The sequence below is a fragment of the Demequina sp. genome (assembly GCF_016278765.1).
GTDB lineage: Bacteria > Actinomycetota > Actinomycetes > Actinomycetales > Demequinaceae > Demequina.
In genome coordinates, this window is the sequence record NZ_JADQBE010000053.1 from 1 (window position 1) to 20,223 (window position 20,223).

The 20,223-nt window shown below is 67.4% G+C and carries 21 protein-coding genes and 1 tRNA gene; 14 read left to right on the forward strand and 8 right to left on the reverse strand.

Features of this window, described 5'->3' with window-relative positions; translation table 11 throughout:
• The 3 genes from QZZ29_RS09000 to QZZ29_RS09010 form a co-directional block, all read left to right on the forward strand.
• A partial coding sequence (locus QZZ29_RS09000; RefSeq protein ID WP_366479349.1) for a hemolysin family protein occupies window positions 1-1,328 on the forward strand: 1,328 nt, incomplete at its 5' end.
• Entirely contained in the window at window positions 1,325-2,362 is a 1,038-nt protein-coding gene (locus QZZ29_RS09005; protein ID WP_291382713.1) for a hemolysin family protein, read from the forward strand. The genes QZZ29_RS09000 and QZZ29_RS09005, both read left to right, overlap by 4 nt.
• A gap of 179 nt (window positions 2,363-2,541) precedes the next feature.
• Window positions 2,542-3,636: a M15 family metallopeptidase gene (locus QZZ29_RS09010; protein ID WP_291382714.1), complete on the forward strand. Its 1,095-nt coding sequence runs from the start codon at window positions 2,542-2,544 to the stop codon at window positions 3,634-3,636.
• A 9-nt stretch (window positions 3,637-3,645) separates the two neighbouring features.
• On the opposite strand, the gene QZZ29_RS09015 is transcribed toward QZZ29_RS09010, so the two are convergent.
• The 5 genes from QZZ29_RS09015 to QZZ29_RS09035 all read right to left on the reverse strand — a co-directional run bounded on the left by QZZ29_RS09015 (window position 3,646) and on the right by QZZ29_RS09035 (window position 5,836).
• Window positions 3,646-3,786 carry a DUF2807 domain-containing protein gene (locus QZZ29_RS09015; protein WP_291382715.1) on the reverse strand — a complete coding sequence of 47 codons (141 nt, stop codon included), beginning with the start codon at window positions 3,784-3,786 and terminating at the stop codon, window positions 3,646-3,648.
• Window positions 3,787-3,873: 87 nt separating this feature from the next.
• The gene (locus QZZ29_RS09020; protein WP_291382716.1) at window positions 3,874-4,110 is read right to left on the reverse strand and encodes a hypothetical protein; all 237 of its coding nucleotides are present in this window, start codon (window positions 4,108-4,110) and stop codon (window positions 3,874-3,876) included.
• Between the two features lie 136 nt (window positions 4,111-4,246).
• A complete protein-coding gene (locus QZZ29_RS09025; RefSeq protein ID WP_291382717.1) occupies window positions 4,247-5,080 on the reverse strand; it encodes a patatin-like phospholipase family protein in 834 nt (277 codons plus the stop codon).
• 40 nt (window positions 5,081-5,120) lie between these two features.
• The gene (locus tag QZZ29_RS09030) at window positions 5,121-5,711 is read right to left on the reverse strand and encodes a thymidine kinase (protein ID WP_291382718.1); all 591 of its coding nucleotides are present in this window, start codon (window positions 5,709-5,711) and stop codon (window positions 5,121-5,123) included.
• 52 nt (window positions 5,712-5,763) lie between these two features.
• Window positions 5,764-5,836, reverse strand: a tRNA-Arg gene (locus QZZ29_RS09035).
• Between the two features lie 176 nt (window positions 5,837-6,012).
• Here QZZ29_RS09035 and QZZ29_RS09040 point away from each other — a divergent pair.
• The 4 genes from QZZ29_RS09040 (at window position 6,013) to QZZ29_RS09055 (ending at window position 9,647) form a co-directional block, all read left to right on the forward strand.
• Window positions 6,013-6,216 carry a hypothetical protein gene (locus tag QZZ29_RS09040; protein WP_291382719.1) on the forward strand — a complete coding sequence of 68 codons (204 nt, stop codon included), beginning with the start codon at window positions 6,013-6,015 and terminating at the stop codon, window positions 6,214-6,216.
• 81 nt (window positions 6,217-6,297) lie between these two features.
• Window positions 6,298-7,971: an arginine--tRNA ligase gene (argS, locus tag QZZ29_RS09045; protein ID WP_291382720.1), complete on the forward strand. Its 1,674-nt coding sequence runs from the start codon at window positions 6,298-6,300 to the stop codon at window positions 7,969-7,971.
• 2 nt (window positions 7,972-7,973) lie between these two features.
• Complete coding sequence (gene lysA / locus QZZ29_RS09050; protein WP_291382721.1) at window positions 7,974-9,305, forward strand: diaminopimelate decarboxylase; 1,332 nt, start codon at window positions 7,974-7,976, stop codon at window positions 9,303-9,305.
• Window positions 9,306-9,437: 132 nt separating this feature from the next.
• Window positions 9,438-9,647 (forward strand): hypothetical protein, encoded by a 210-nt coding sequence (locus tag QZZ29_RS09055; RefSeq protein ID WP_291382722.1) that lies wholly within the window; start codon window positions 9,438-9,440, stop codon window positions 9,645-9,647.
• 30 nt (window positions 9,648-9,677) lie between these two features.
• Here the strand turns inward: QZZ29_RS09055 and QZZ29_RS09060 are convergent, their stop codons facing one another.
• Window positions 9,678-10,226 (reverse strand): hypothetical protein, encoded by a 549-nt coding sequence (locus QZZ29_RS09060; RefSeq protein ID WP_291382723.1) that lies wholly within the window; start codon window positions 10,224-10,226, stop codon window positions 9,678-9,680.
• Window positions 10,227-10,278: 52 nt separating this feature from the next.
• Here QZZ29_RS09060 and QZZ29_RS09065 point away from each other — a divergent pair, with 52 nt between their 5' ends.
• From QZZ29_RS09065 to thrB, 4 genes are all read left to right on the forward strand, one after another.
• Window positions 10,279-11,043, forward strand: a complete 765-nt coding sequence (locus QZZ29_RS09065) for an MBL fold metallo-hydrolase (protein WP_291382724.1) — start codon at window positions 10,279-10,281, stop codon at window positions 11,041-11,043.
• Between the two features lie 67 nt (window positions 11,044-11,110).
• On the forward strand, window positions 11,111-12,406 hold the full coding sequence (locus QZZ29_RS09070; RefSeq protein ID WP_291382725.1) for a homoserine dehydrogenase: 1,296 nt from the start codon (window positions 11,111-11,113) through the stop codon (window positions 12,404-12,406).
• A 2-nt stretch (window positions 12,407-12,408) separates the two neighbouring features.
• Window positions 12,409-13,467: a threonine synthase gene (thrC, locus tag QZZ29_RS09075; RefSeq protein ID WP_291382726.1), complete on the forward strand. Its 1,059-nt coding sequence runs from the start codon at window positions 12,409-12,411 to the stop codon at window positions 13,465-13,467.
• A gap of 5 nt (window positions 13,468-13,472) precedes the next feature.
• Entirely contained in the window at window positions 13,473-14,399 is a 927-nt protein-coding gene (thrB, locus tag QZZ29_RS09080) for a homoserine kinase (protein ID WP_291382727.1), read from the forward strand.
• 27 nt (window positions 14,400-14,426) lie between these two features.
• Here the strand turns inward: thrB and QZZ29_RS09085 are convergent, their stop codons facing one another.
• On the reverse strand, window positions 14,427-15,146 hold the full coding sequence (locus QZZ29_RS09085) for a TRIC cation channel family protein (protein WP_291382728.1): 720 nt from the start codon (window positions 15,144-15,146) through the stop codon (window positions 14,427-14,429).
• A gap of 138 nt (window positions 15,147-15,284) precedes the next feature.
• Between QZZ29_RS09085 and QZZ29_RS09090 the strand changes: the two genes are divergently transcribed.
• Genes QZZ29_RS09090 through QZZ29_RS09100 form a run of 3 tightly spaced genes read left to right on the forward strand, consistent with a single transcriptional unit; the run spans window position 15,285 to window position 19,568 of the window.
• Window positions 15,285-15,872, forward strand: coding sequence for a TetR/AcrR family transcriptional regulator (locus QZZ29_RS09090; protein ID WP_291382729.1), 588 nt, complete (start codon window positions 15,285-15,287; stop codon window positions 15,870-15,872).
• A 4-nt stretch (window positions 15,873-15,876) separates the two neighbouring features.
• The gene (locus QZZ29_RS09095) at window positions 15,877-17,610 is read left to right on the forward strand and encodes an ABC transporter ATP-binding protein (RefSeq protein ID WP_291382730.1); all 1,734 of its coding nucleotides are present in this window, start codon (window positions 15,877-15,879) and stop codon (window positions 17,608-17,610) included.
• Window positions 17,607-19,568: an ABC transporter ATP-binding protein gene (locus tag QZZ29_RS09100; RefSeq protein WP_291382731.1), complete on the forward strand. Its 1,962-nt coding sequence runs from the start codon at window positions 17,607-17,609 to the stop codon at window positions 19,566-19,568. Before QZZ29_RS09095 ends, QZZ29_RS09100 begins: the two co-directional genes overlap by 4 nt.
• Window positions 19,569-19,652: 84 nt before the next feature.
• On the opposite strand, the gene QZZ29_RS09105 is transcribed toward QZZ29_RS09100, so the two are convergent.
• Entirely contained in the window at window positions 19,653-19,994 is a 342-nt protein-coding gene (locus QZZ29_RS09105) for a YggT family protein (RefSeq protein ID WP_291382732.1), read from the reverse strand.
• Window positions 19,995-20,223 lie beyond the last annotated feature (229 nt).

The window sequence follows — 20,223 nt, forward strand, 5'->3', positions numbered from 1 at the left end:
ACTATGGAGGGCGAAAGGCGCACCTACTCGTGACAGCGTGGCTAATGGTGGCGCTCGGCGTGGGCCTCACCATCGGGACGGCCCTGTTTGTGGCGGCCGAATTCTCCTTTGTTGCCCTCGATCCCTCACAGATCGACGGCGACGCTCAGGGCGCGCGTCGCGTCCGGCGCGCGCTACGTTCGCTCTCCACCCAACTCTCGGGTGCGCAAGTGGGCATCACCTTGACCACGGTGCTCCTTGGCTATACCGCCCAACCCGCGCTCGCCCAGCTTCTCGAAGTGCCGATGGCGGCCACGCCGTGGGTGCGTGCCGCATCGGCCACCGTCGCGGCGGTGGTGGCACTCATCGTCGTCAACCTGTTTTCCATGATCGTGGGCGAGCTGGTGCCAAAGAACGCCGCAATCGCGCGCCCGCTACCCACCGCCACCGCCGTCGCCCCCTTCATGCTCGCCTTCACGCTGGTGTTGCGACCACTCATCGTCACGCTCAACGGCGCCGCGAACACGGTGGTGAGGGCGCTCGGAATGGAACCTCAAGAGGAGCTCGCCGGCGGGCGTTCGCGCCAGGAGCTTGCCGCTCTCGTGAGGCGCTCGGCGGAGGTCGGCACCCTCGCGCCCTCCACAGCACTGCTGCTGACCAACACTCTCGACTTGGATGACCTCGCCGCGGACGACGTCATGACGGACCGGACGCGGCTGCACACCGTGCCCCTCACCGCCACGGCGGCCGATGTCCTGGCGCTGGCCCGCGGGACCGGCCACTCCCGCTTTCCCGTGATTCGAGACGGCCTGGACGATGTGGCGGGCCTGGTGCATGTGCGCCAAGCGATCGCGGTCCCCGCGCACGAACGGGACAGCACCGTGGTGAGCGACCTGATGGTGGAGGCACCGCGAGTGCCGGAGACGATGGCGCTGCGTCCGCTGCTCGGCGAGCTCAAGGACTTGGGGCTGCAATGCGCCCTCGTGATCGACGAGTACGGAGGCACGGCCGGATTCGTGACGCTCGAAGACGTGGTCGAGGAGCTCGTGGGAGACGTGGCCGACGAACACGACTCGCGTCGTTCTCAAGTGTTCCGGGCGGCAGGCGGCGCCTGGGTGCTGCCGGCCGTGCTGAGACCCGACGAGGTGGGGGAACTCACCGGTATCACTATGCCGACCTCCCACGTCTATGAGACCGTCGGCGGACTGGTGATGGCGACCCTTGGGCGCCTGCCAGGGGTGGGGGACTATGTCGAGGTCGGCAACGTGCTCATCACCGTGGAACGCATGGACGGCAGGCGGATCGACCGGGTAAGGGCACTCGTGATTCCTGGCACGGAGGACTCATGAGTGTGGGACTGGGGTTCGCCGTCGTCGGCCTCCTGCTGGCCAACGCGTTCTTTGTGGGCGCGGAGTTCGCCATCATCTCCGCGCGGCGCAGCTCGATCGAGCCGCGCGCGCAGCAGGGGTCGCGCGCCGCCGCCACCGTGCTGTGGGCCATGGAGAATGTGTCGCTGATGCTCGCGACCGCCCAATTTGGCATCACCATCTGCTCGGTATCCCTGGGCGTGGTCGCCGAGCCGGCGATTGCTCATGGGATTGAGGGCCTGCTGCACGGCGTCATGAGCCAGACCGCCGCCCACGCGGTGGCGATAGCCATCGCACTGTTCATCATTGTGGGGCTCCATGTGGTGGTTGGCGAGATGATTCCGAAGAACGCCGCCGTCTCCAGCCCGGACCGTGCGGCGCTGGTGTTTGGGCCGCCCCTGGTGTGGATTGCGCGCTTCTCACGGCCGCTCATCGCCAGCCTCAACGCGGTCGCCAACGCCCTGCTGCGCATGTTCCGCATCGAACCCCGCGACGAGGTGACGTCCGCGTTCACGGCCGACGAGGTGCATCTGATTGTCTCGCGCTCAAGCGAAGAGGGCACGCTCACCGACGCGGAGGGTCTGCTCAAGGGAGCCATCGAGTTCTCCGACCACACGGCTAGGGACGTGATGATCCCTCTCGACGACGTCGTGTGCGTCACGAGGGGTGCCTCGGCGGAGGATCTGGAGCAGCTCGCGGTGTCGACAAGCTTCTCGCGCTTCCCGGTCCGTGACGCCGACGCGCAGGTGGTCGGATACTTCCACATCAAGGATGCGCTGCAGGTGCGTCCGGGTGAGCGTGAGGAGCCGCTGGCCGACTGGCGCGTGCGCGACATCGCGTCTGTGCGACCGGATGCCCAGGTGGAGGCCGTGATGGCCCTCATGAGATCCTCTGGGGCACACGTCGCTCTTGTCGACGACGGCGACAGCCCAGAAGGCGTCGTCTTCTTAGAAGACATCATCGAAGAGTTGGTGGGCGAAGTGCGTGACATGATCTCCCGCTCACAGTCCACCTAGCGCGCCCGGCGTCACATCGAAGTCTCAGAGATTGCTCAAGAAGTCTCTCAGTGGTCCCTTCGGCCTGGCCAGAAAGGTCACGAAACGGTTACACTCCTCGGGTGCCGTCTTTCTTGGGGTGGAAAAGGCGCCGATGAGAGACCACGCGCCGGAGGATATCTGTGACCACAGGAGATTCAATGCCTGGTCACATGGGCGACCTCGATTCCGGTTCGCCGGTGTCGCCGCCAGAGACTCCGGGTCACATGAATGACGTTGCCACGGAGGCGATGCCGACGCAGGCCTACCGCCCCATCGCCAAGGCGCCGTCTTCGCGCGGGTCTACCCAATTTTCGCGACGCATTCGTCGACTCACTGAGACCCACGAGATTCGCATCCGCACCACGCACCGGCGACGCAAGGTGTTGGCGCGCGGTGGAGTGCTTGCTGGCTTCGGGCTCGCCATGGTCGTGTACCCGATCATGGGAAACGTGGTCGAGTACCACTCGGGCGTCGAGACCGTTCCCGGCGTGGTGCTGGGTCAGACCCCCACCACCGGCCATGCGCTGCTCGGTGAGGGTCCCTCGCTGGTACCCACCGTCATCGCGTTGCCGTCGATCGCCGATCAAACTCAGGCGCTCGCGGTCGCGAGCGAGAAGTACAGCACCTCCAACCGGCTCCCCGACTGCAAGATGCCGTCCGCTTTCACCGGAGAGAACGGCCAGTTGAGCACCGATCAACTCTGCAAACTGTGGGGTGCGGACAACTACCTTCGCGCCGATGCGGCCCTGGCGCTCGCCGAGTTGAATGCGCAGTTCAAGGCCAAATTCGGGCGTGACCTGTGCATCCAGCAGGGCTATCGCTCCTACGCGGACCAGGTGCGAATTCGTGCCTTGCGCGGTTACATGGCCGCATCTCCCGGCACGTCGATGCACGGTTGGGGACTCGCGATCGACCTGTGCAGCGGTGACGACTCCGGCCCACCCAAGGCGTGGCTCGACGCCAACGCGTCCGCCTTCAGTTTCGAGAACCCCGCGTGGGCGAAGTACCGGAAGTTTGAGCCGTGGCACTGGGAGTACAAGCCGGGCGTCTCCGCCATCATCAGCTACAACGACACCTACTGGTCAGGCGGCGGCGGGGCCGACGGTGGAAACACCAGCGCGAGCACATCGACCGCCCCCGCTCAGACCACGGAGCCGGTCGCTCCCGCTCCGGCTCCAGTCGTGACCCCTGCGCCATCTCCCGTCCCCAGCCCTACCCCTGCTCCGGCCAAGGCGCCAGCTCCCGCCCCGTAGCAGCGGCCGCTAGCCCTGCGAGATCGAGCCCACGCCCGAGACGTCCTTCGTGACCGTCGGGTCGCCGTAGTAGATGACGTTGCCGGCGCCTGACACCTCCGCGTGGAGTGATTGCCGCAACCGCACGCTCACGGAACCCGCGCCGGACACGGAGACGGACGGCGACGCTCCGATGATCGAGTAGTCCTGGTCGATCCGCAGCGTGTTGCCGTCGACCTCCGTGGTGACGTGTGCCTGTCAAGCCGAGTCGGCGGTGACTTCCATCTCGAAGGAGTCTCCCTCGGTGGCCAGAAGATCTCCGCTCCCGGCCATAGTGATCTCGGTGAATCCGTCGACATCGCGGAGCTCGGACGTCGTTTCGCCGCTCAGGTCGTTGCGCAAGAGGACCGGGCCGTCGCCGTTGATGCTGCCCGCGCTGATGGCCAAGGCGGCAGCCGTGAGCGCAGCGGCGCCGATCGTGTTTCGCAGTCTCATGTGTCTCTCCTGGTGGTTGCTGCGCACCACGCTACGACCGGCAGCGATGCCCGGTCATCGCCCTGTGGGGTGAATGTTGACGGCCGGGTATCGGGGAACACCCTGACGGGGAAACCCCTGGCAGGTGAGGGTTTGCCTATCCTTCGGCCGCGCGTCCTTGGGGGCGGAAGAACTCGGCGATGCGGCGGGGAATCTCCGCCACCGCTGCCCTCACGCCCAGCTCCGGGTAGTCCTCCAGAGCCTCGATCGCTGCGTCGCGGCCCAACTGCACGAGCGCGGGCAGGTCCGCCGTGACCCATTGAGAGCGCGTGCCGATGCGGGGGCGGATCATGGTGACATCGTCGCGGATCTCGAACTCGTGGACGCGGGGGCTCGTGCGCACGGACGGAAGGGCGTCCCACTCAGGAGCGAGCCGCACGCCGATCACGTGGCGTGCCCCCAACTCGAAGGTCGCCTCAAGCGGCAGGTTCTGAACGACACCCCCGTCGACCAACAGGTGACCGTGAATCCTGGCCGGTCGAAAAAGACCCGGGACCGAGACGGAGGCGCAAATGGCGTCGGCGACGGACCCGCTGTCGAGGAGGACTACCTCGCGCGTCACCAGGTCGGTCGCGACTGCGCCGAAGCGTAGGGGCAAGTTCTCGATCATGAGGTCTGGGCCGGCGAGGCGGTCGATGGTCTTGCGCAGGCCGCCGGTGTCGAGGATGCCCAGCCCTGGCGTGAAGGAGAATGTGCCAAAGTCGCCCCACGATGACCCCACCACGATCTGTTCGAGCTCGTCGAGGTCGAAGCCCGCCGCGTAGGCGGCCCCGATGACCGCGCCCGCAGACGTACCCACCACGACATTCGGGTGGATGCCTCTGCTGGCGAGGATCTGAAGCACGCCGACATGCGCGGCGCCGAGCGCGCCGCCGCCTCCCAAGGCGAGACCGAGCAGCGGCTCGTAGCGAAGGTCCGGACTCTTGCCCATGTCTCTATCGTAGGAACGCCAAGGTACCGGCGCTCGCGGATCAGGCGTGCTGGACGGGTCCCACCTTGTCGATATAGCACCGCCCGCACAGCGACTCGTAGCTGGCCTGCTGACCGTCGATCGCCACCTGGGCGCCGTGGCTGACAAAGTGACCATCGATGCGGCGCGCGTTGAAGACCGCCTTGGCACCGCATCGGCAAATCGTCTTGAGTTCCTCGATGCTGTGGGCGATCTCGAGCAGCCGCAGGGAACCGGGGAAGGAGTGGGTCATGAAGTCGCCGCGCAAGCCATAGCAGAGCACTGGCACGCCGTGGGTGACGGCGACCACGAACGCCTCATCTACCTGGGAGGGCGTGAGGAACTGGGCTTCGTCGACAAAGACCGCGTCCGTCTGCCCCAGGGGACGATGCTCCTCCAGCGCGGCGATCAGCGAGGTGTCGTTCTGCAGGAGAACGTCCACGGCTCTCTCGATGCCCACGCGTGAGGAGACGGCGCGTCCCGCCTTGGTGTCCACGCCGGGCTTGACGAGCACGGGGTGCTGGTCGCGCTCCTCGTAGTTGTACGCGGCCGTCAGCAGCAGGGCCGACTTGCTCGAATTCATCGCCCCGTAGCGGAAGTACAGCTTCGCCATCGTGTTCCTTCCGGGCCGGTCGCGGGGCATGCACCGCTGAGAAGTCCGAGGGTGCCCCCGACAGGAGTCGAACCTGCGACCTACGGTACCGGAAACCGGCGCTCTATCCGCTGAGCTACGGGGGCATCGCGGGGCTCAGCCCCGCACCATGAAGGGTACCAGCGGGCCCGCTCAGGATTGGCGGGTTTGGAGGGGAGGCCACAACGGTTCTCGCACGCGGGGCGTTGGGTATGTATGACACCCCGCTCCCGAGGCGGCGGGCTCCGTCGCCGGGGTCACGTTCGGCGAGGACTCGGTTCAGGTGCAGTTCGCGCCCGACCCGGGCTACGAGCACTACGCGGGCACGACGTTCGACATCCCCTTCTGGGCCGCCGCTATCGATGGCGAGACCGCCGTGGTGCTTGGCGACCTGGTTGCTGGCGACAGGATCAACGCGTGGACCGGCGCCTGCCGCGAGTCGTACCCCGTGCAGTGCGAGGTCGAGGCGGTCACCTCCGCCTCGTAGCACGACCCTCGGCCGAGGCCCGCACGGGCAACCGATCGCCGACGCATCGGCCATGGACCTACGCGCCGATAGACTCAACGTGTGACTCCAGAAGAACTCTCCGCGACCATCGCCGTCTGCATCGAGGAGGGCATCGCCGCCGGCGAGATTGCCCTCACCAACGAGGACGTGGTCGAGGTGCGCGTCGAGCGACCCAAGGTGAGGGAGCACGGGGACTGGGCCACCAACGTCGCGATGCAGTTGGCCAAGAAGGCCGGCACGAACCCGCGCGCCTTCGCCGAGATCGTGGCTGCGCGGTTGCTGACCGTGGAGGGCATCGATGCGGCCGACGTCGCGGGCCCCGGGTTCCTCAACATTCGGCTCGCGGCGGGTGCGGCCGGCGAACTGGCGAGGTCGATCGTCCACGCTGGCAAGGACTTCGGCCGTGGCGAGTCCTTCGCGGGTGTGCACGTCAACGTCGAATTCGTCTCCGCCAACCCCACCGGCCCCATTCACCTGGGTGGCACGCGCTGGGCCGCGGTAGGGGACTCGCTCAGCCGCTTGCTGGAATTCCACGGCGCGACGGTGACGCGCGAGTACTACTTCAACGACCACGGTGTGCAGATCGACCGCTTTGCGGCGTCCCTGCTCGCGGCCATCAAGGGCGAGGATTCCCCCGAGGACGGCTACGGCGGCGCATACATCTTGGAGATCGCCGACCAGGTGCTTCAGGACGCGATGGAGGCCGGTGAACGGAATCCGCTTGAGCTTCCCCATGACCAGGCGCTCGAGTTCTTCCGGGTGCGCGGCGTGCACCTCATGTTCGACCAGATCAAGGAGTCGCTGCACGACTTTGGCGTGGACTTTGACATCTACTTCCACGAGGACTCGCTACACAAGTCCGGCAAGGTCGAGCGCGCACTCGACCAGCTCAAGGAGTCGGGGTCGCTGTATGAGTCGGAAGGCGCCTGGTGGCTACGTTCCACCGACTTCGGTGACGAGAAGGACCGCGTGGTCATCAAGTCCGACGGCCACCCGGCCTACATCGCGGGAGACATCGCGTACATCCGGGACAAGCACGAGCGCGGCGCGCAACTGTGCATCTACCTGCTGGGCGCGGACCACCACGGCTACATCGCCCGTCTCAAGGCGGGCGCGGCCGCGCTGGGCTACAACCCGGATTCGGTCGAGGTCATCATCGGCCAGATGGTGAACCTGGTGAAGGACGGCGCCCCCCTGCGCATGTCCAAGCGCGCCGGAACCGTGGTCACGATGGAGGATCTCGTGGACGTCGTCGGCGTCGATGCGGCCCGGTATGCCTTGACCCGTTCCAGCGCGGATGCGACGCTCGATATCGATCTCGACGTGCTCGCGTCGGCAACGAACGCCAACCCCGTGTTCTACGTGCAGTACGCCCACGCGCGCAGCGCCGGGGTGGCGCGCAACGCCGCGGAGTACGGAATGAGCAGGGACGAAGGCTTTGATGCCGCCTTGCTGACGCACGAGTCCGAGGCCGCACTACTGGGAGTGTTGGGCGAGTTTCCGCGCGTCGTCGCCCAGGCCGTCGACTTCCGGGAGCAGCACCGCGTGGCGCGCTACCTCGAGCGCCTCGCCTCCGCCTTCAACCAGTGGTACGACCGCACCCGCGTCACCCCGCAGGGGGATGAGCAGATCACGGACCTGCACCGCACGCGCCTGTGGCTCAACGACGCCACCGGGCAGGTGCTGCGCAACGGACTCGGGCTGCTGGGAGTCGGCGCCCCCGAAAGGATGTAGTTGTGGCCGTGTGGTCTCAGAGCGTGGCGCGCGCCGACGACGGCGCGCTCGCCGTGGGCGGCTGCGACGCGCGCGCGCTTGCCGCCGAGCACGGCACCCCGCTGTACGTGGTGGATGAGGCCGACTTCCGAGCCCGCGCGCGTGGCTTTCGCGAACACTTCGCGGCCGCGTTCGCTCGCCACGGCGCCCAGTGCGACGTGTTCTACGCGTCGAAGGCGTTGCTGAGCTCGCAGATCGCTTCTTGGGTTCTCGACGAGGGCCTGGGGGTGGACGTTGCCAGCGGGGGCGAGCTTGCGCTCGCCCTGCGCGGAGGCGTGCCAGGGGGGCGGATCACGCTGCACGGCAACAACAAGTCCGATGCCGAACTGATCCGCGCGCTCGAGGTGGGTGTGGGGCGCATCGTCGTGGATTCGATGACCGAGATCGAGGTGCTGGGCGCGCTGGCGGCTGCGGCGGGCGTCGTGGCGCCCGTGCTGGTGCGCGTGACCACCGGGGTGCACGCGGGTGGACACGAGCACATCGCCACCAGCCACGAGGACCAGAAGTTTGGCCTGTCACTCGCGACCGGTGCGGCGCTCGACGCGCTACGCGCGGTGCACGTGTCGCCGCGCCTCGAACTGCGCGGAATTCACACGCACATCGGCAGCCAGATCCTGTCGGTAGATGCCTTCAAGGATTCGGCCGAACGGATGCTGCGCCTCCGTGCCGACTTCGCCGTCGAGACCGGCTACGAGATGCCCGAGGTGGACCTCGGCGGCGGCTACGCGATCGCCTACACGCCCGAGTCCGAGTCGATGGACGTGGAGAGGGCCTCACGTGCAATCGCCGACGTCGTGGCCCAGGGCGTCGAGGCGGCGGGGGCTGGTTGGCCGCACATCTCGATCGAGCCCGGCCGGGCGATCGCCGGACCCGCCGGCATGACCCTCTACACCGTGGGCGTCACCAAGGACGTCGCACTGGACGGTGGCGGCTCGCGGCAGTACGTCGCGGTCGACGGCGGCATGAGCGACAACATGCGCACCATCACCTATGGCGCCGAGTACACGGCGGCCCTGGCCAATCGACACTCCGGTGCGCCGCCCGTGCTGTCCCGCGTGGTCGGCAAGCATTGCGAGAGCGGCGACATCGTGGTGCGCGATGTGGACCTGCCGTCCGACATTGCGCGCGGCGACCTGCTCGCCGTGCCGGCGACGGGCGCCTATGGCCGCGTCATGGCGAGCAACTACAACTCGGTGCTACGACCCGCGGTGGTCGCGGTGCGCGACGGTCGGTCCCGCGTGCTGATTCGCCGCGACACCATGGCGGATCTGCTCGATTGGGACGTCCCGCTGTAGCGACTCCCTCGCTGCATCGTCCCTGATAGACGGTCTTGCGGGCCGATCTTGGAACACTGACGCACGGCCTTCCGTTCCCGTATGTAGGTGGTCAATGCCGCCGAGTTGGACACATGAACGGGAGTGATACCCATGAGCGAGTCCGATAGGGAAAACCAAGAAGTCCACGAGGGCACCGAGACCCTTCTCAACATCGCCGACGAGGTGGAGCGCGAGCGCGAGCGGCGCGGCCGGAGTGAATTCGACGGACCCGACGAGCCTGAAGAGCAGGCGATGTCAGACGCCGCGGCATTCTCCGAGGACAACCCCGACATCGATGCCGACACCCGAGAGGATCACTAGTCGGGAGCGCACCATGCCGGCGCCGCTACGCTAGTTCAGGTCTGCCCACGCGGTGAGAGCGGACAACGCCTCGACGATTTCTGCCATGACCCGGTCATAGGTGGCTTGGTCGCGCGACCAGGGGTCGTCGAGGCTACGCAGCGGAGCGGGATCTCTCTCCTGTATTGCGGCGAGTGCCGCGATGGCGCCACGCAGGCGCTCGCGGGGATCCGCGCCGTGCGGAGTTTCTGCCTGCGCCGCCAACTCTGCTGCCTGCTTGAGGCCGAACACGTGACCGGGCAGTTCGCCCACTTCCCGCTGTATCCAGCGGGCGTGGCTTTCCGTGGCGACCAGCACGAGATCCGCGCGGGCGACCATCCGCGCCGTGAGTTGAGTCGGCCGATGCCTTGGCAACGTCAGGCCGTACGCGGCGGCTGCGCGTCGCATCTGAGGGGTGGCGTCCATTCCGGTCTCTGCGGAGATTCCGGCTGAGGTCACCTCGGCCGCATCGGCCCACTCGCGCGCCGCAAGGTAGTGCATCGCGGGGGAGCGACAGATGTTCCCGGTGCACACCATGAGGACTCTCGCGCGGTCAGCCACGTCTCCAGCCTAAGGCCCCAAAACGCGGTGCTCGTTGTGTCAGGATCGACGCATGAACGCACCCGTGAAACTCACACTGATCGGCGGCCCCACGGTCGCGCTGCACTACGCGGGCCTCACCGTGCTCACCGACCCGACCTTCGACCCGCCCGGCCCGCACAGCGGTCTCAGCAAGACCGAAGGGCCGGCCCTCACCGCCGAGCAGGTGGGTCCCGTTGACCTCGCGTTGGTGTCGCACGACCACCACCCCGACAATCTCGACGATGCTGGCAAGGAAGTGGCACGTGGCGCCTCCCTCGCGCTGACCACCATGAGGGGGTCGGAGCGAGTTCCCGGCCTGGTGGGGATGCGTCCCGGCGACACGCGCGTCGTGACGGGCAGGCACGACATCACCGTAACGGCCGCGGCGGCCCAACATGGGCCGCGCCACGTCGCCCCGCACACGGGTCCCGTCATCGGCTTCGTGCTACGGGCCCAGGGGTGGCCCACGGTGTACTTTTCCGGCGACAACTCATCCGTGGCGGTCGCCGGTCGCATCGCCGCCGATCACCCAGACGTCACGATCGCGTTGCTGTGCATGGGGTCCGCCAAGGTGGCCAACCGCGGCACGGCGCCGCTCACGCTCGACGCGTCCCGAGCCGCGCGCGTGGCGGCGTTCTGGCCCGACGCCACGATCGTTCCCATCCACGTGGACGGTTGGGCTCACTTCACCGAGCAGCGCGTCGTTGCGGTGGCTGGGCTTGCGCGCCGGGGCCTGGGCAACCGCGTGGTGGACCTGCCGCGCGGCATCGACACCGAGGTGGGCGGCCGAGCCTGATCAGCGTCGGCCCGGACAGCACCCTGTGGCGCCCGGTTGCGGGGCGCGCCTCGGCTAGGCTGGGCGCGTGTCTGAGCCAGCGAAGCCCGTAAAGATCGCCCTGTTCGGTCCCGGAACGGTCGGTACCCAAGTGGTGCGGCTGCTGACGGAGAACCGGGGCGATCTGGAGCAACGTGTCGGCGCTCCCATCGAGATCGCCGGCATCTACGTGCGCGACACCTCCGCGCCGCGCGACGCCGTGATCGACCCCGCCCTGCTGACGTCCGATGCGCACGCCCTGATTGATGACGCGGACCTGGTGGTCGAACTCATAGGCGGCATCGAGCCCGCGCGCAGTTTCATGCTGGAGTCGATCGGAGCGGGCGCCGCCGTGGTCACGGCCAACAAGGCGCTGCTGGCGGCCCACGGCCCCGAGCTGTTCGAGGCCGCCGACGCGGCCAACGTCGACCTCTACTTCGAGGCTGCGGTGGCCGGTGCCATCCCGATCATTCGCCCCGTGCGCGAGTCCCTCGCGGGCGACCATGTGAAGCGCATCCTGGGCATCGTCAACGGCACCACCAACTACGTGCTCGACCAGATGACCACCAACGCGCTCGATTACGACGTCGCGGTCAAGCAGGCGCAAGACCTCGGCTATGCGGAGGCCGACCCCACTGCCGACGTCGAGGGGCACGATGCCGCCGCCAAGGCCGCCATCCTCGCCTCGCTCGCGTTCCATCAGCGGGTTCACCTGGACGACGTGTACTGCGAGGGCATCACCGCGATCACCGCGGACGACGTGGCGGCGGCCGCCGAGGCGGGTCACGTCATCAAGCTGCTCGCGATCGTGGAGCGCACCGCGCAGGGCGTCACCGCCAAAGTGCATCCCGCACTCGTGCCGCTGGAGCACCCGCTCGCGGGAGTCCACGGCGCCTTCAACGCCGTCTTCGTCGAGGCCGAGGCCGCGGGCGAACTCATGTTCTACGGCCAGGGCGCGGGCGGCACTCCCACGGCGTCGGCCGTGTTGGGCGACATCGTCTCGGCGGCGAGGCACATCGCCCAGGGGGGACGCGGGCCGCGCGAGTCCCACTACGCCGACCTTCCCGTGCTTCCCATCGAGGCCTCGAACTCGCGTTTCCAGCTGCGCATGATCGTGCACGACGAGCCGGGCGTGCTCGCCGGCATCGCCAGCACCCTCGCGCAGCGTGGCGTGTCGATCGAGGCGGTTCGACAGAAGGCGGCGAGCGCCGACACCGGCCTGGCTACCATCGTGATCTCGACGCATCGCGCCCCCGAGGCCGACGTTGCGAAGGTGCTCGACGCACTGCGCGCCTCGGACGCCGTGACCGAGATTCGTTCCGTCCTCCGGATTGAAGGAGAGTAGTTGTGGCTCACCTGTGGCGCGGGATCATCAGCGAGTACCTGGATCAGATGCCCTTTGACGAGGGCGACCGCATCGTGTCGCTCGGCGAGGGCGGCACGCCGCTCATCTACGCCGCGAAGATCTCCTCCGAGGTGGGCGCCGAGGTGCTCGTCAAGTACGAGGGCATGAACCCCACCGGGTCGTTCAAGGACCGCGGCATGACGTCGGCGATCACCCAAGTGGTGAAGGACGGCAGCCACACGGTGGTGTGCGCTTCCACCGGCAACACGTCCGCGTCGGCCGCCGCCTACGCCGCCCACGCGGGGCTCCGCTGCGTCGTCATGATTCCACAGGGCAAGATTGCGGCGGGCAAGATGGCGCAGGCGATCGTGCACGGCGCGGACCTGGTCCAGGTGGACGGCAACTTCGACGAGTGCCTGGACATCGTCCGTGCCCTGTCGGAGAAGTACCCGATCGCGCTGGTCAACTCGGTCAACCCATATCGCCTCCAGGGTCAGAAGACCGCGGCCTTCGAGATCGTGGATCAGCTGGGTGAGGCCCCCGACATTCACATGCTGCCGGTGGGCAACGCGGGCAACATCTCGGCGTACTGGATGGGCTTCAAGGAATACGCCGACGCCGGCCGGGCCTCGCGCAGGCCCAAGATGTGGGGCGTACAGGCCGCCGGCGCGGCGCCGTTCGTGGTGGGTCACTCGATCAAGGACCCGGAGACGGTCGCGACGGCCATCCGCATCGGCAAGCCAGCGTCGTGGGACCTGGCCATTGCCGCCCGAGACGAGTCCGGGGGCTGGATCCGCGCGGTCACGGACGAGCAGATCCTGTCCGCCCAGGCGCGCTTGGCGGCCGAGGTGGGAGTGTTCGTGGAGCCGGCCTCCGCGGCCCCCATCGCGGGATTGTTGGCCGCCGCGGCCGCGGGCGAGGTGCCCCGCGGAGCGACCATCACCTGCACGGTCACCGGCAACGGACTCAAGGACACCGCGACCGCGCTCGGCGATCGCACGGTGGAACCGCAGGTCATTCCCGTGGACGTCGAAGCCGCGGCCGCGGCGCTTGGGCTGTAAGGGACATGCGGTACATCGCCGACCACGTCCGAGTCAGCGTCCCCGCAACCGCGGGCAACCTCGGCCCGGGCTTCGACGCGCTCGGCATGGCGCTGGGAGTGACCGACGAGGTCGAGGTGTGGGCGCTCGGCTCCCGCGCCATTGAGATCGAGATCGAGGGCGAGGGCGCCGACAGCCTTCCCCGCGATGAGAACCACCTGATGGTGCGCGCGATCCGGGCCGCCGCCGACGCCGTGGGCGCCTCCCACACGGGCCTGCGCATCGTCGCCCGCAACGCGATTCCGCACGGCAAGGGGTTGGGGTCCTCGGCCGCGGCCGTGGTGGCCGGCATCGCCGCAGTGCGGGGCCTCATCGCGGAGCCCGACCTGCTCGGGCCCGAGCGAATGCTTCGCCTCGCCACCCAGTTCGAGGGCCACCCTGACAACGCGGCGCCTGCGATCTACGGGGGTGCGACCGCAGCGTGGCAGGACGCGGACGGCGCGCACGCCGTCCCTGTCACGGTGGCATTGGGCATCGAGACGGCCGTGCTGATTCCGCGGTCGATCCTGCCGACCAAGCAGGCCCGCGCGGTCCTGCCGGGTTCTGTGCCTCACGCGGACGCCGCCTTCAATGCGGGCCGCGCGGCGCTGCTCGTGGCCGCCTTGGCGGGCGCTCCCGAGCGACTTCTCGCCGCGACCGAGGACCGTCTGCATCAGGACTATCGGGCCGCGATCATGCCCGCAGCGCATGCCATGGTCAAGCGCCTGCGCGGGCAGGGGCTGGCGGCTGTGGTCTCCGGAGCCGGACCGTCCGTGCTGGTCTTGGGCGAGAATCTTGGCGACGCCGGGCTCGAAACCGGGCTCCTCGACTGGGCCGACGGCGTCGGCGGCGACCACTGGCGGTGCGTGCACACCATCGGGCCTGTTGCCGGCGTCAACGTCACGAGCGGCTAGAAAACCTTCCGACGCGTCACGCCGTGCCTATTCGACGGTGTCGGCGACCGACTTGCCAGACCTGCGAAGGCGCGCCATGGTGCGGCTGCTCTCGCGCCGCTTGAGCTTCAGCTCGTACGCGCGCTTGCGCGGCTGTGGCACCGTCAGGTGGAACAGGGGACCCGCGAGGCGCACCAGGACCGTGGCGATCACGGCGACCCCGATCGAGATCACGGGCCGCGTTCCGTTGTACAGCAGCGCGTAGCAAACCGCTCCGGCCATGCCGGCAATCGCATTCGGTGGTCCCACGTACATGATCGACGAGGGCCTGCCCTGCAGCAGGTCCGTCAGGATGAGGCCGCCCACCGAGGCAAGGGTGCCGACGATGATGGCGGGCAACAGGTCTAGTTTGGCGATGAGCGCCGCGTTCGTGCCCACACACGCGAAGAGCCCGATGACGATGGTGTCGATCGGCCACAGCGCCGGCCCAAGCTTGCGGAGGTAATAGAGGAACAGCATGCCGAGTCCGGCCGCGCCCGCTGCGATGATGAGGTACCAGGGGTCTCGAAACGCGGCGGGGGGCAGGTTGCCCAGCAAGAGGTCGCGCACCAGCGCTCCTCCGAATCCCATGGCGGCGGCGAGCGTGAACACCCCGACGAGGTCGGTATGTTCGTCCTCGCCCGCCCGCAGGGTTCCGCCGAGCGCGCCAAAGAAGACCGCGAGCAGGTTGATGGCGAGGGGAAGTTCGAGAACGTCGGGAGGCGGCACGTTTCCAGGGTAGGCCCGCTCCGGGGCGCTCTCGTCCGCCGCGGGGCGCTCGCGTCCGCTGCGCGTTGGGGCGCCGTGGGGACGCGCCCGCCGGGATTCGAGTTGCGGAGTGAGTGCTCACTCATTTACGATGCGCGAGTGAGTTCACCCATACCGAGCCGGGCGCCCCGCATGTCGGTCGCGGACCGACGAGAGTCGATACTCGACGCCGTGGTGCCGCTGCTGCCGAGCCACGGCGCAGACATCACCACCAAGGACATCGCCGATGCCGCCGGCATCGCTGAGGGCACCATCTTTCGCGCCTTCGCCGACAAGGATGAACTCATCCAGCAGGCCGTCGCGCGTTTCATGGACCCCGAGCCCACGTTCTGTGCCCTCGAGAAGATCGATCCCGCGCTCGAGCTTGAGACCAAGGTGAGGGCCGTCGTCGACATCTTCCGGGAACGGTTCTCCGGTGTGGTGGGAGTAGTATCCGCGCTCGGTCATCGCAAGCCCCCACACGAGCACACGCGAGACCCACGTGCCGACGAGCGTGCCCGCGCCATCTTCGCCGCGCTGTTCGCGCCCGATGCCGATCGATTCAGGATCGACCAGGGCCTGGCGGTGTTCTTCATCAGGCTGCTGGCGTTCGGCTCGTCCATGCCGATGTTCACCGCGGACCGCGACCTGGACACCGAGCAACTCGTCGACTTCATTCTGCAAGGCATCGTCAAGGAAGGTCGCTAGCCCCATGCTGTGGAAACTCCTCGTGACATCGGTGGCGCCCTACAAGAGCCTGCTATGGGGCGTGCTGGTGTTCCAGCTCTCCCAGTCGATCGCCAACCTGTACCTGCCCGGCCTCAACGCAGACGTCATCGACAACGGTGTGGCAACGGGTGACACCGCCTACATCTGGCGCGTCGGCTCGATCATGCTCGGATTGGCATTTGTCCAGGCTGGCTGCGCGATCGCGGGCGTGTACTTTGGCGCAAAGCTTGCGATGCGCGTCGGCCGGGACGTGCGTGCCAGGGTCTTTGGGCGCGTCGGCACCTTCTCGGAGAACGAGGTGCAGCACTTTGGTGCGCCGTCGCTGATCACCCGCTCCACGAACGATGTGCAGCAGGTCCAGATGCTCGTGCTGATGAGCGCCACGCTCCTGGTCAGCGCGCCGTTCATGGCGATCGGCGGAGTCATCATGGCGCTTCAGCAGGACGTGGGGCTGTCATGGATCATGGTGGTCGCGATTCCCGTGTTGCTCGCGGGCATCGGCGCGGTGATCTCACGCATGGTCCCGCACTTCCGCCGCATGCAAAGGCGCATCGACCAGGTCAACAAGGTGCTTCGGGAACAGCTCACCGGCGTGCGCGTCGTGAGGGCATTCGTGCGGGAGCCGGAGGAGACGGCGCGGTTCGCCAAGGCCAACGCCGATGTCACCGAGTCCGCCTTGCTCGCCGGTCGCCTGATGGCCGTGATGTTCCCGTTTGTGATGGTCGTCATGAACCTCGGCTCCGTGGCGGTGCTCTGGCTCGGGGCCAGCCGGGTCGAGTCGGGTCAGACCGGCGTGGGCGCGCTGACGGCGTTCCTCACGTATCTGATCCAGATCCTGATGTCGGTGATGATGGCGACGTTCCTCTTTGTGATGGTGCCGCGCGCCGCAGTGGCCGCGGACCGCATCGGCGAGGTTTTGGAGACCGAGTCCACCGTGCGTCCGCCCGCCCAGCCGATCATGGGTATGCCCACGCCCGGCACCGTTCAGATGCGCGGCGTGGGGTTCTGGTACCCCGGCGCCGAACAGCCGGTTCTGTCAGAGATCTCGTTCACGGCGAAGCCGGGAACCATGACCGCGATCATCGGATCGACGGGCGCGGGCAAGACGACGCTGCTGAACCTGATTCCCCGGCTGTATGACGCGACGGTGGGCCAGGTCCTGGTGGGGGGCGTCGACGTCCGTGAGCTTGACATGGACGCGCTGTGGTCGTCGATCGGACTGGTGCCGCAGAAGCCTTACCTCTTTGCGGGCACCGTCGCCTCGACGCTGCGCTACGGCAAGCCCGACGCGACCGAGGAAGAGCTGTGGGAGGCGCTCACGGTGTCGCAGGCGCGCGGCTTTGTGGAGGCGATGCCGGCCCAGCTGGACACGGCGGTTTCTCAGGGAGGCACCACCGTGTCCGGTGGGCAAAGGCAACGCCTCTCCATCGCGAGAGCGCTCGTGCGCTCGCCACAGATCCTGCTCTTCGATGACTCGTTCTCCGCGCTCGACACCGCCACGGACGCGCGGCTGAGGGCGGCACTGCGCACAGCCGTCGCAGACGCCACCGTGATCGTGGTCGCGCAACGCGTCTCGTCCATCATGGAAGCCGACCAGATTCTGGTCATGGAAGACGGCCGGATCATCGACCGCGGCACGCACGCCGAACTGCTGGAGACGTCGGAGACCTATCAAGAGATCGTGTCCACCCAGTTGCGCGCGGAGGAGGTGGCATGAGCGCCGAAGAGAAGCCCGTAACGCGCCCGCCGGGCCGACCGGCACACGGCCCTAGCGGCGGTATGGCCGGAATGCCGGTGGAGAAGGCGCAAGACTTCCGCGGGTCGATTCGTCGGCTCACCAAGCTCCTGAGGCCTGAGGCGGGCATCGTGATCGCCGTGCTCGTGATTGGCGCGGTCGCCGTGACCCTGTCGGTGATCGGGCCCAAGATTCTGGGAGAGGCGACCACCACCATCTTCACGGGGTTCCTGACCGGCGAGGGTATCGATTTCGACAAGCTGCATCGCATCCTGGTGGGTGTGGCCGTGATCTATGTCGCCTCGTCGCTGCTGAGTTATCTGCAGGGATACATCCTGAACGGGGTCACGCAGCGCACGGTCTACCGCTTGCGCGAAAGGGTGGAGACCAAGATCAACCGGCTGCCCCTGAACTACTTTGACCGCCACCAGCGCGGCGATCTCTTGAGCCGCGTCACCAACGACATCGACAACGTGTCGCAGACCCTCCAGCAGACGCTGAGTCAGTTGTTCAACTCAGTATTGACCGTGCTGGGCGTGCTCATCATGATGGTCATCATCGACTGGCAGTTGGCGCTCGTCGCGATCGTCTCGATTCCGCTGACGATCGGCATCGTCACCATGGTGGCGAAGCGCTCGCAGCCCAAGTTCATCGACCAGTGGAAGCACACTGGAACGCTCAACGCGCAGATCGAGGAGGGTTACACGGGTCACGCGCTCGTCAAGGTATTCGGCCGCCAACGTGAGGTCGAGGCTACGTTCGCCCAGAAGAACGAGGAACTCTACGAGGCGAGCTTCGGCGCGCAGTTCATCTCCGGCATCATCATGCCGTCAGCCATGTTCGTGGGAAACCTGGTGTATGTCGGCATTGCCGTGGTCGGAGGGCTCAAGGTCGCCAGCGGCAACCTGCCCCTGGGCGACGTCCAGGCGTTCATCCAGTACTCGCGACAGTTCCAGCAGCCGCTCAGCCAGTTGGGTTCCATGGCCAACCTGCTGCAGTCCGGCGTGGCGAGCGCCGAGCGGGTCTTCGAACTCCTTGACGCAGACGATCAGACGCCCGGCGCGGCCGAGCCCGTCACCCCGGACGACTTCCATGGTCGGCTCGAGTTCGAGGACGTCAACTTCCGCTACAAGGAGGACGAGCCGCTCATCGACCACCTGTCGTTGACGGTCGAGCCGGGCAAGACGGTCGCGATCGTGGGCCCCACGGGGGCCGGCAAGACGACGCTCGTGAACCTGGTCATGCGCTTCTACGAGTTGGACGGCGGACGCATCCTGCTCGACGGCGTCGACACGGCGCACATGACGCGCGACGACCTGCGCTCGCGCACCGGCATGGTGCTCCAGGATGCGTGGCTGTTCGGCGGAACCATCCGGGACAACATCGCCTACGGCCGTCCCTCAGCGACGGAGGAGGAGATTCTCGACGCGGCCCGCATGGCGTACGTCGACAGGTTCGTCCACTCCCTGCCCGACGGCTACGACACGGTCGTCGACGATGACTCGGGCGCCCTGTCAGCGGGAGAGCGGCAGCTCATCACGATCGCGAGGGCATTCGTTGCCCGCCCCAGCGTGCTCATCCTGGACGAGGCGACCAGCTCGGTGGACACGCGCACCGAGCTCCTGGTCCAGCACGCCATGGAGCAGCTGCGCAAGGATCGCACCAGCTTTGTGATCGCCCACCGGCTGTCCACCATTCGTGACGCCGACGTGATCCTGGTGATGGAGGCCGGCGCGATTGTGGAGCAGGGCACGCACGCGGAGCTGCTGGCCGCTCACGGCGCCTATGCGCGACTCTATGAGGCGCAGTTCGCGGCCCCGCTCGACGAGGTGGACACGCCCATCGAGCCGGTGCACGTTCCTGCCGCGCCGGTCGCGTTGGACGCCGCTGTTGTTCCCGATCCGTCGCTGCCCCCGCATGCGGGCGAGGACACCGCCTAAGCGCACCCCAGGCGGTGTGGCCTCACGGCGAGGCTTTGGCGCCCGCGGCCTCGCGGTTGGCGAAGCGCTGCGCCCATCGAAGTCCTAGGACGGCGTCGTGTCTCGCGAGGTCGGGTTCGTGTCCGTGCGCCTGGGCGTGGGGGTCAACGCGTCGAGCAACGCGACAATGAGGGCGTACGCGAGGCCGTACGCCAGGATCGCGAAGAGTGTGGAGAATTCCAGCACGTACTGATTCTCGAAGGTCGTCGTGGGAAAGATGCCGCGGAAGGGCTCCAGAAGTACCGCGGTCATCTCGTAGAGCCAGGACACGAAGCCGACACCCGCGTTGGCGCCAAACAACTTCAGGGCGAAGCGTAGCAACAGGAAGATCCCGACGATCGAAAACAGGATGTCGACGATCCTCACGATGGCTGGGCGAATGGTCATGTGAACTCCCTTGACATCGACCGCGGCGGACGTCCGCTCCCGAACCGCGGATGGTAGTGGTGCACTATCTGCGTTTCCACGGTGCGCAACGGGACGGGCCGCTGTCAACTTCGCTGGAGGTGTCCCTGGTGACTCATGTCAAGATGCGCGCGTAGCCGGTGTCTTTGCACAGGTGCCAACGCCGGTGCTACGCTCTGAGTGCTCCCCGGACGGACCCAAGTGCCCCGGC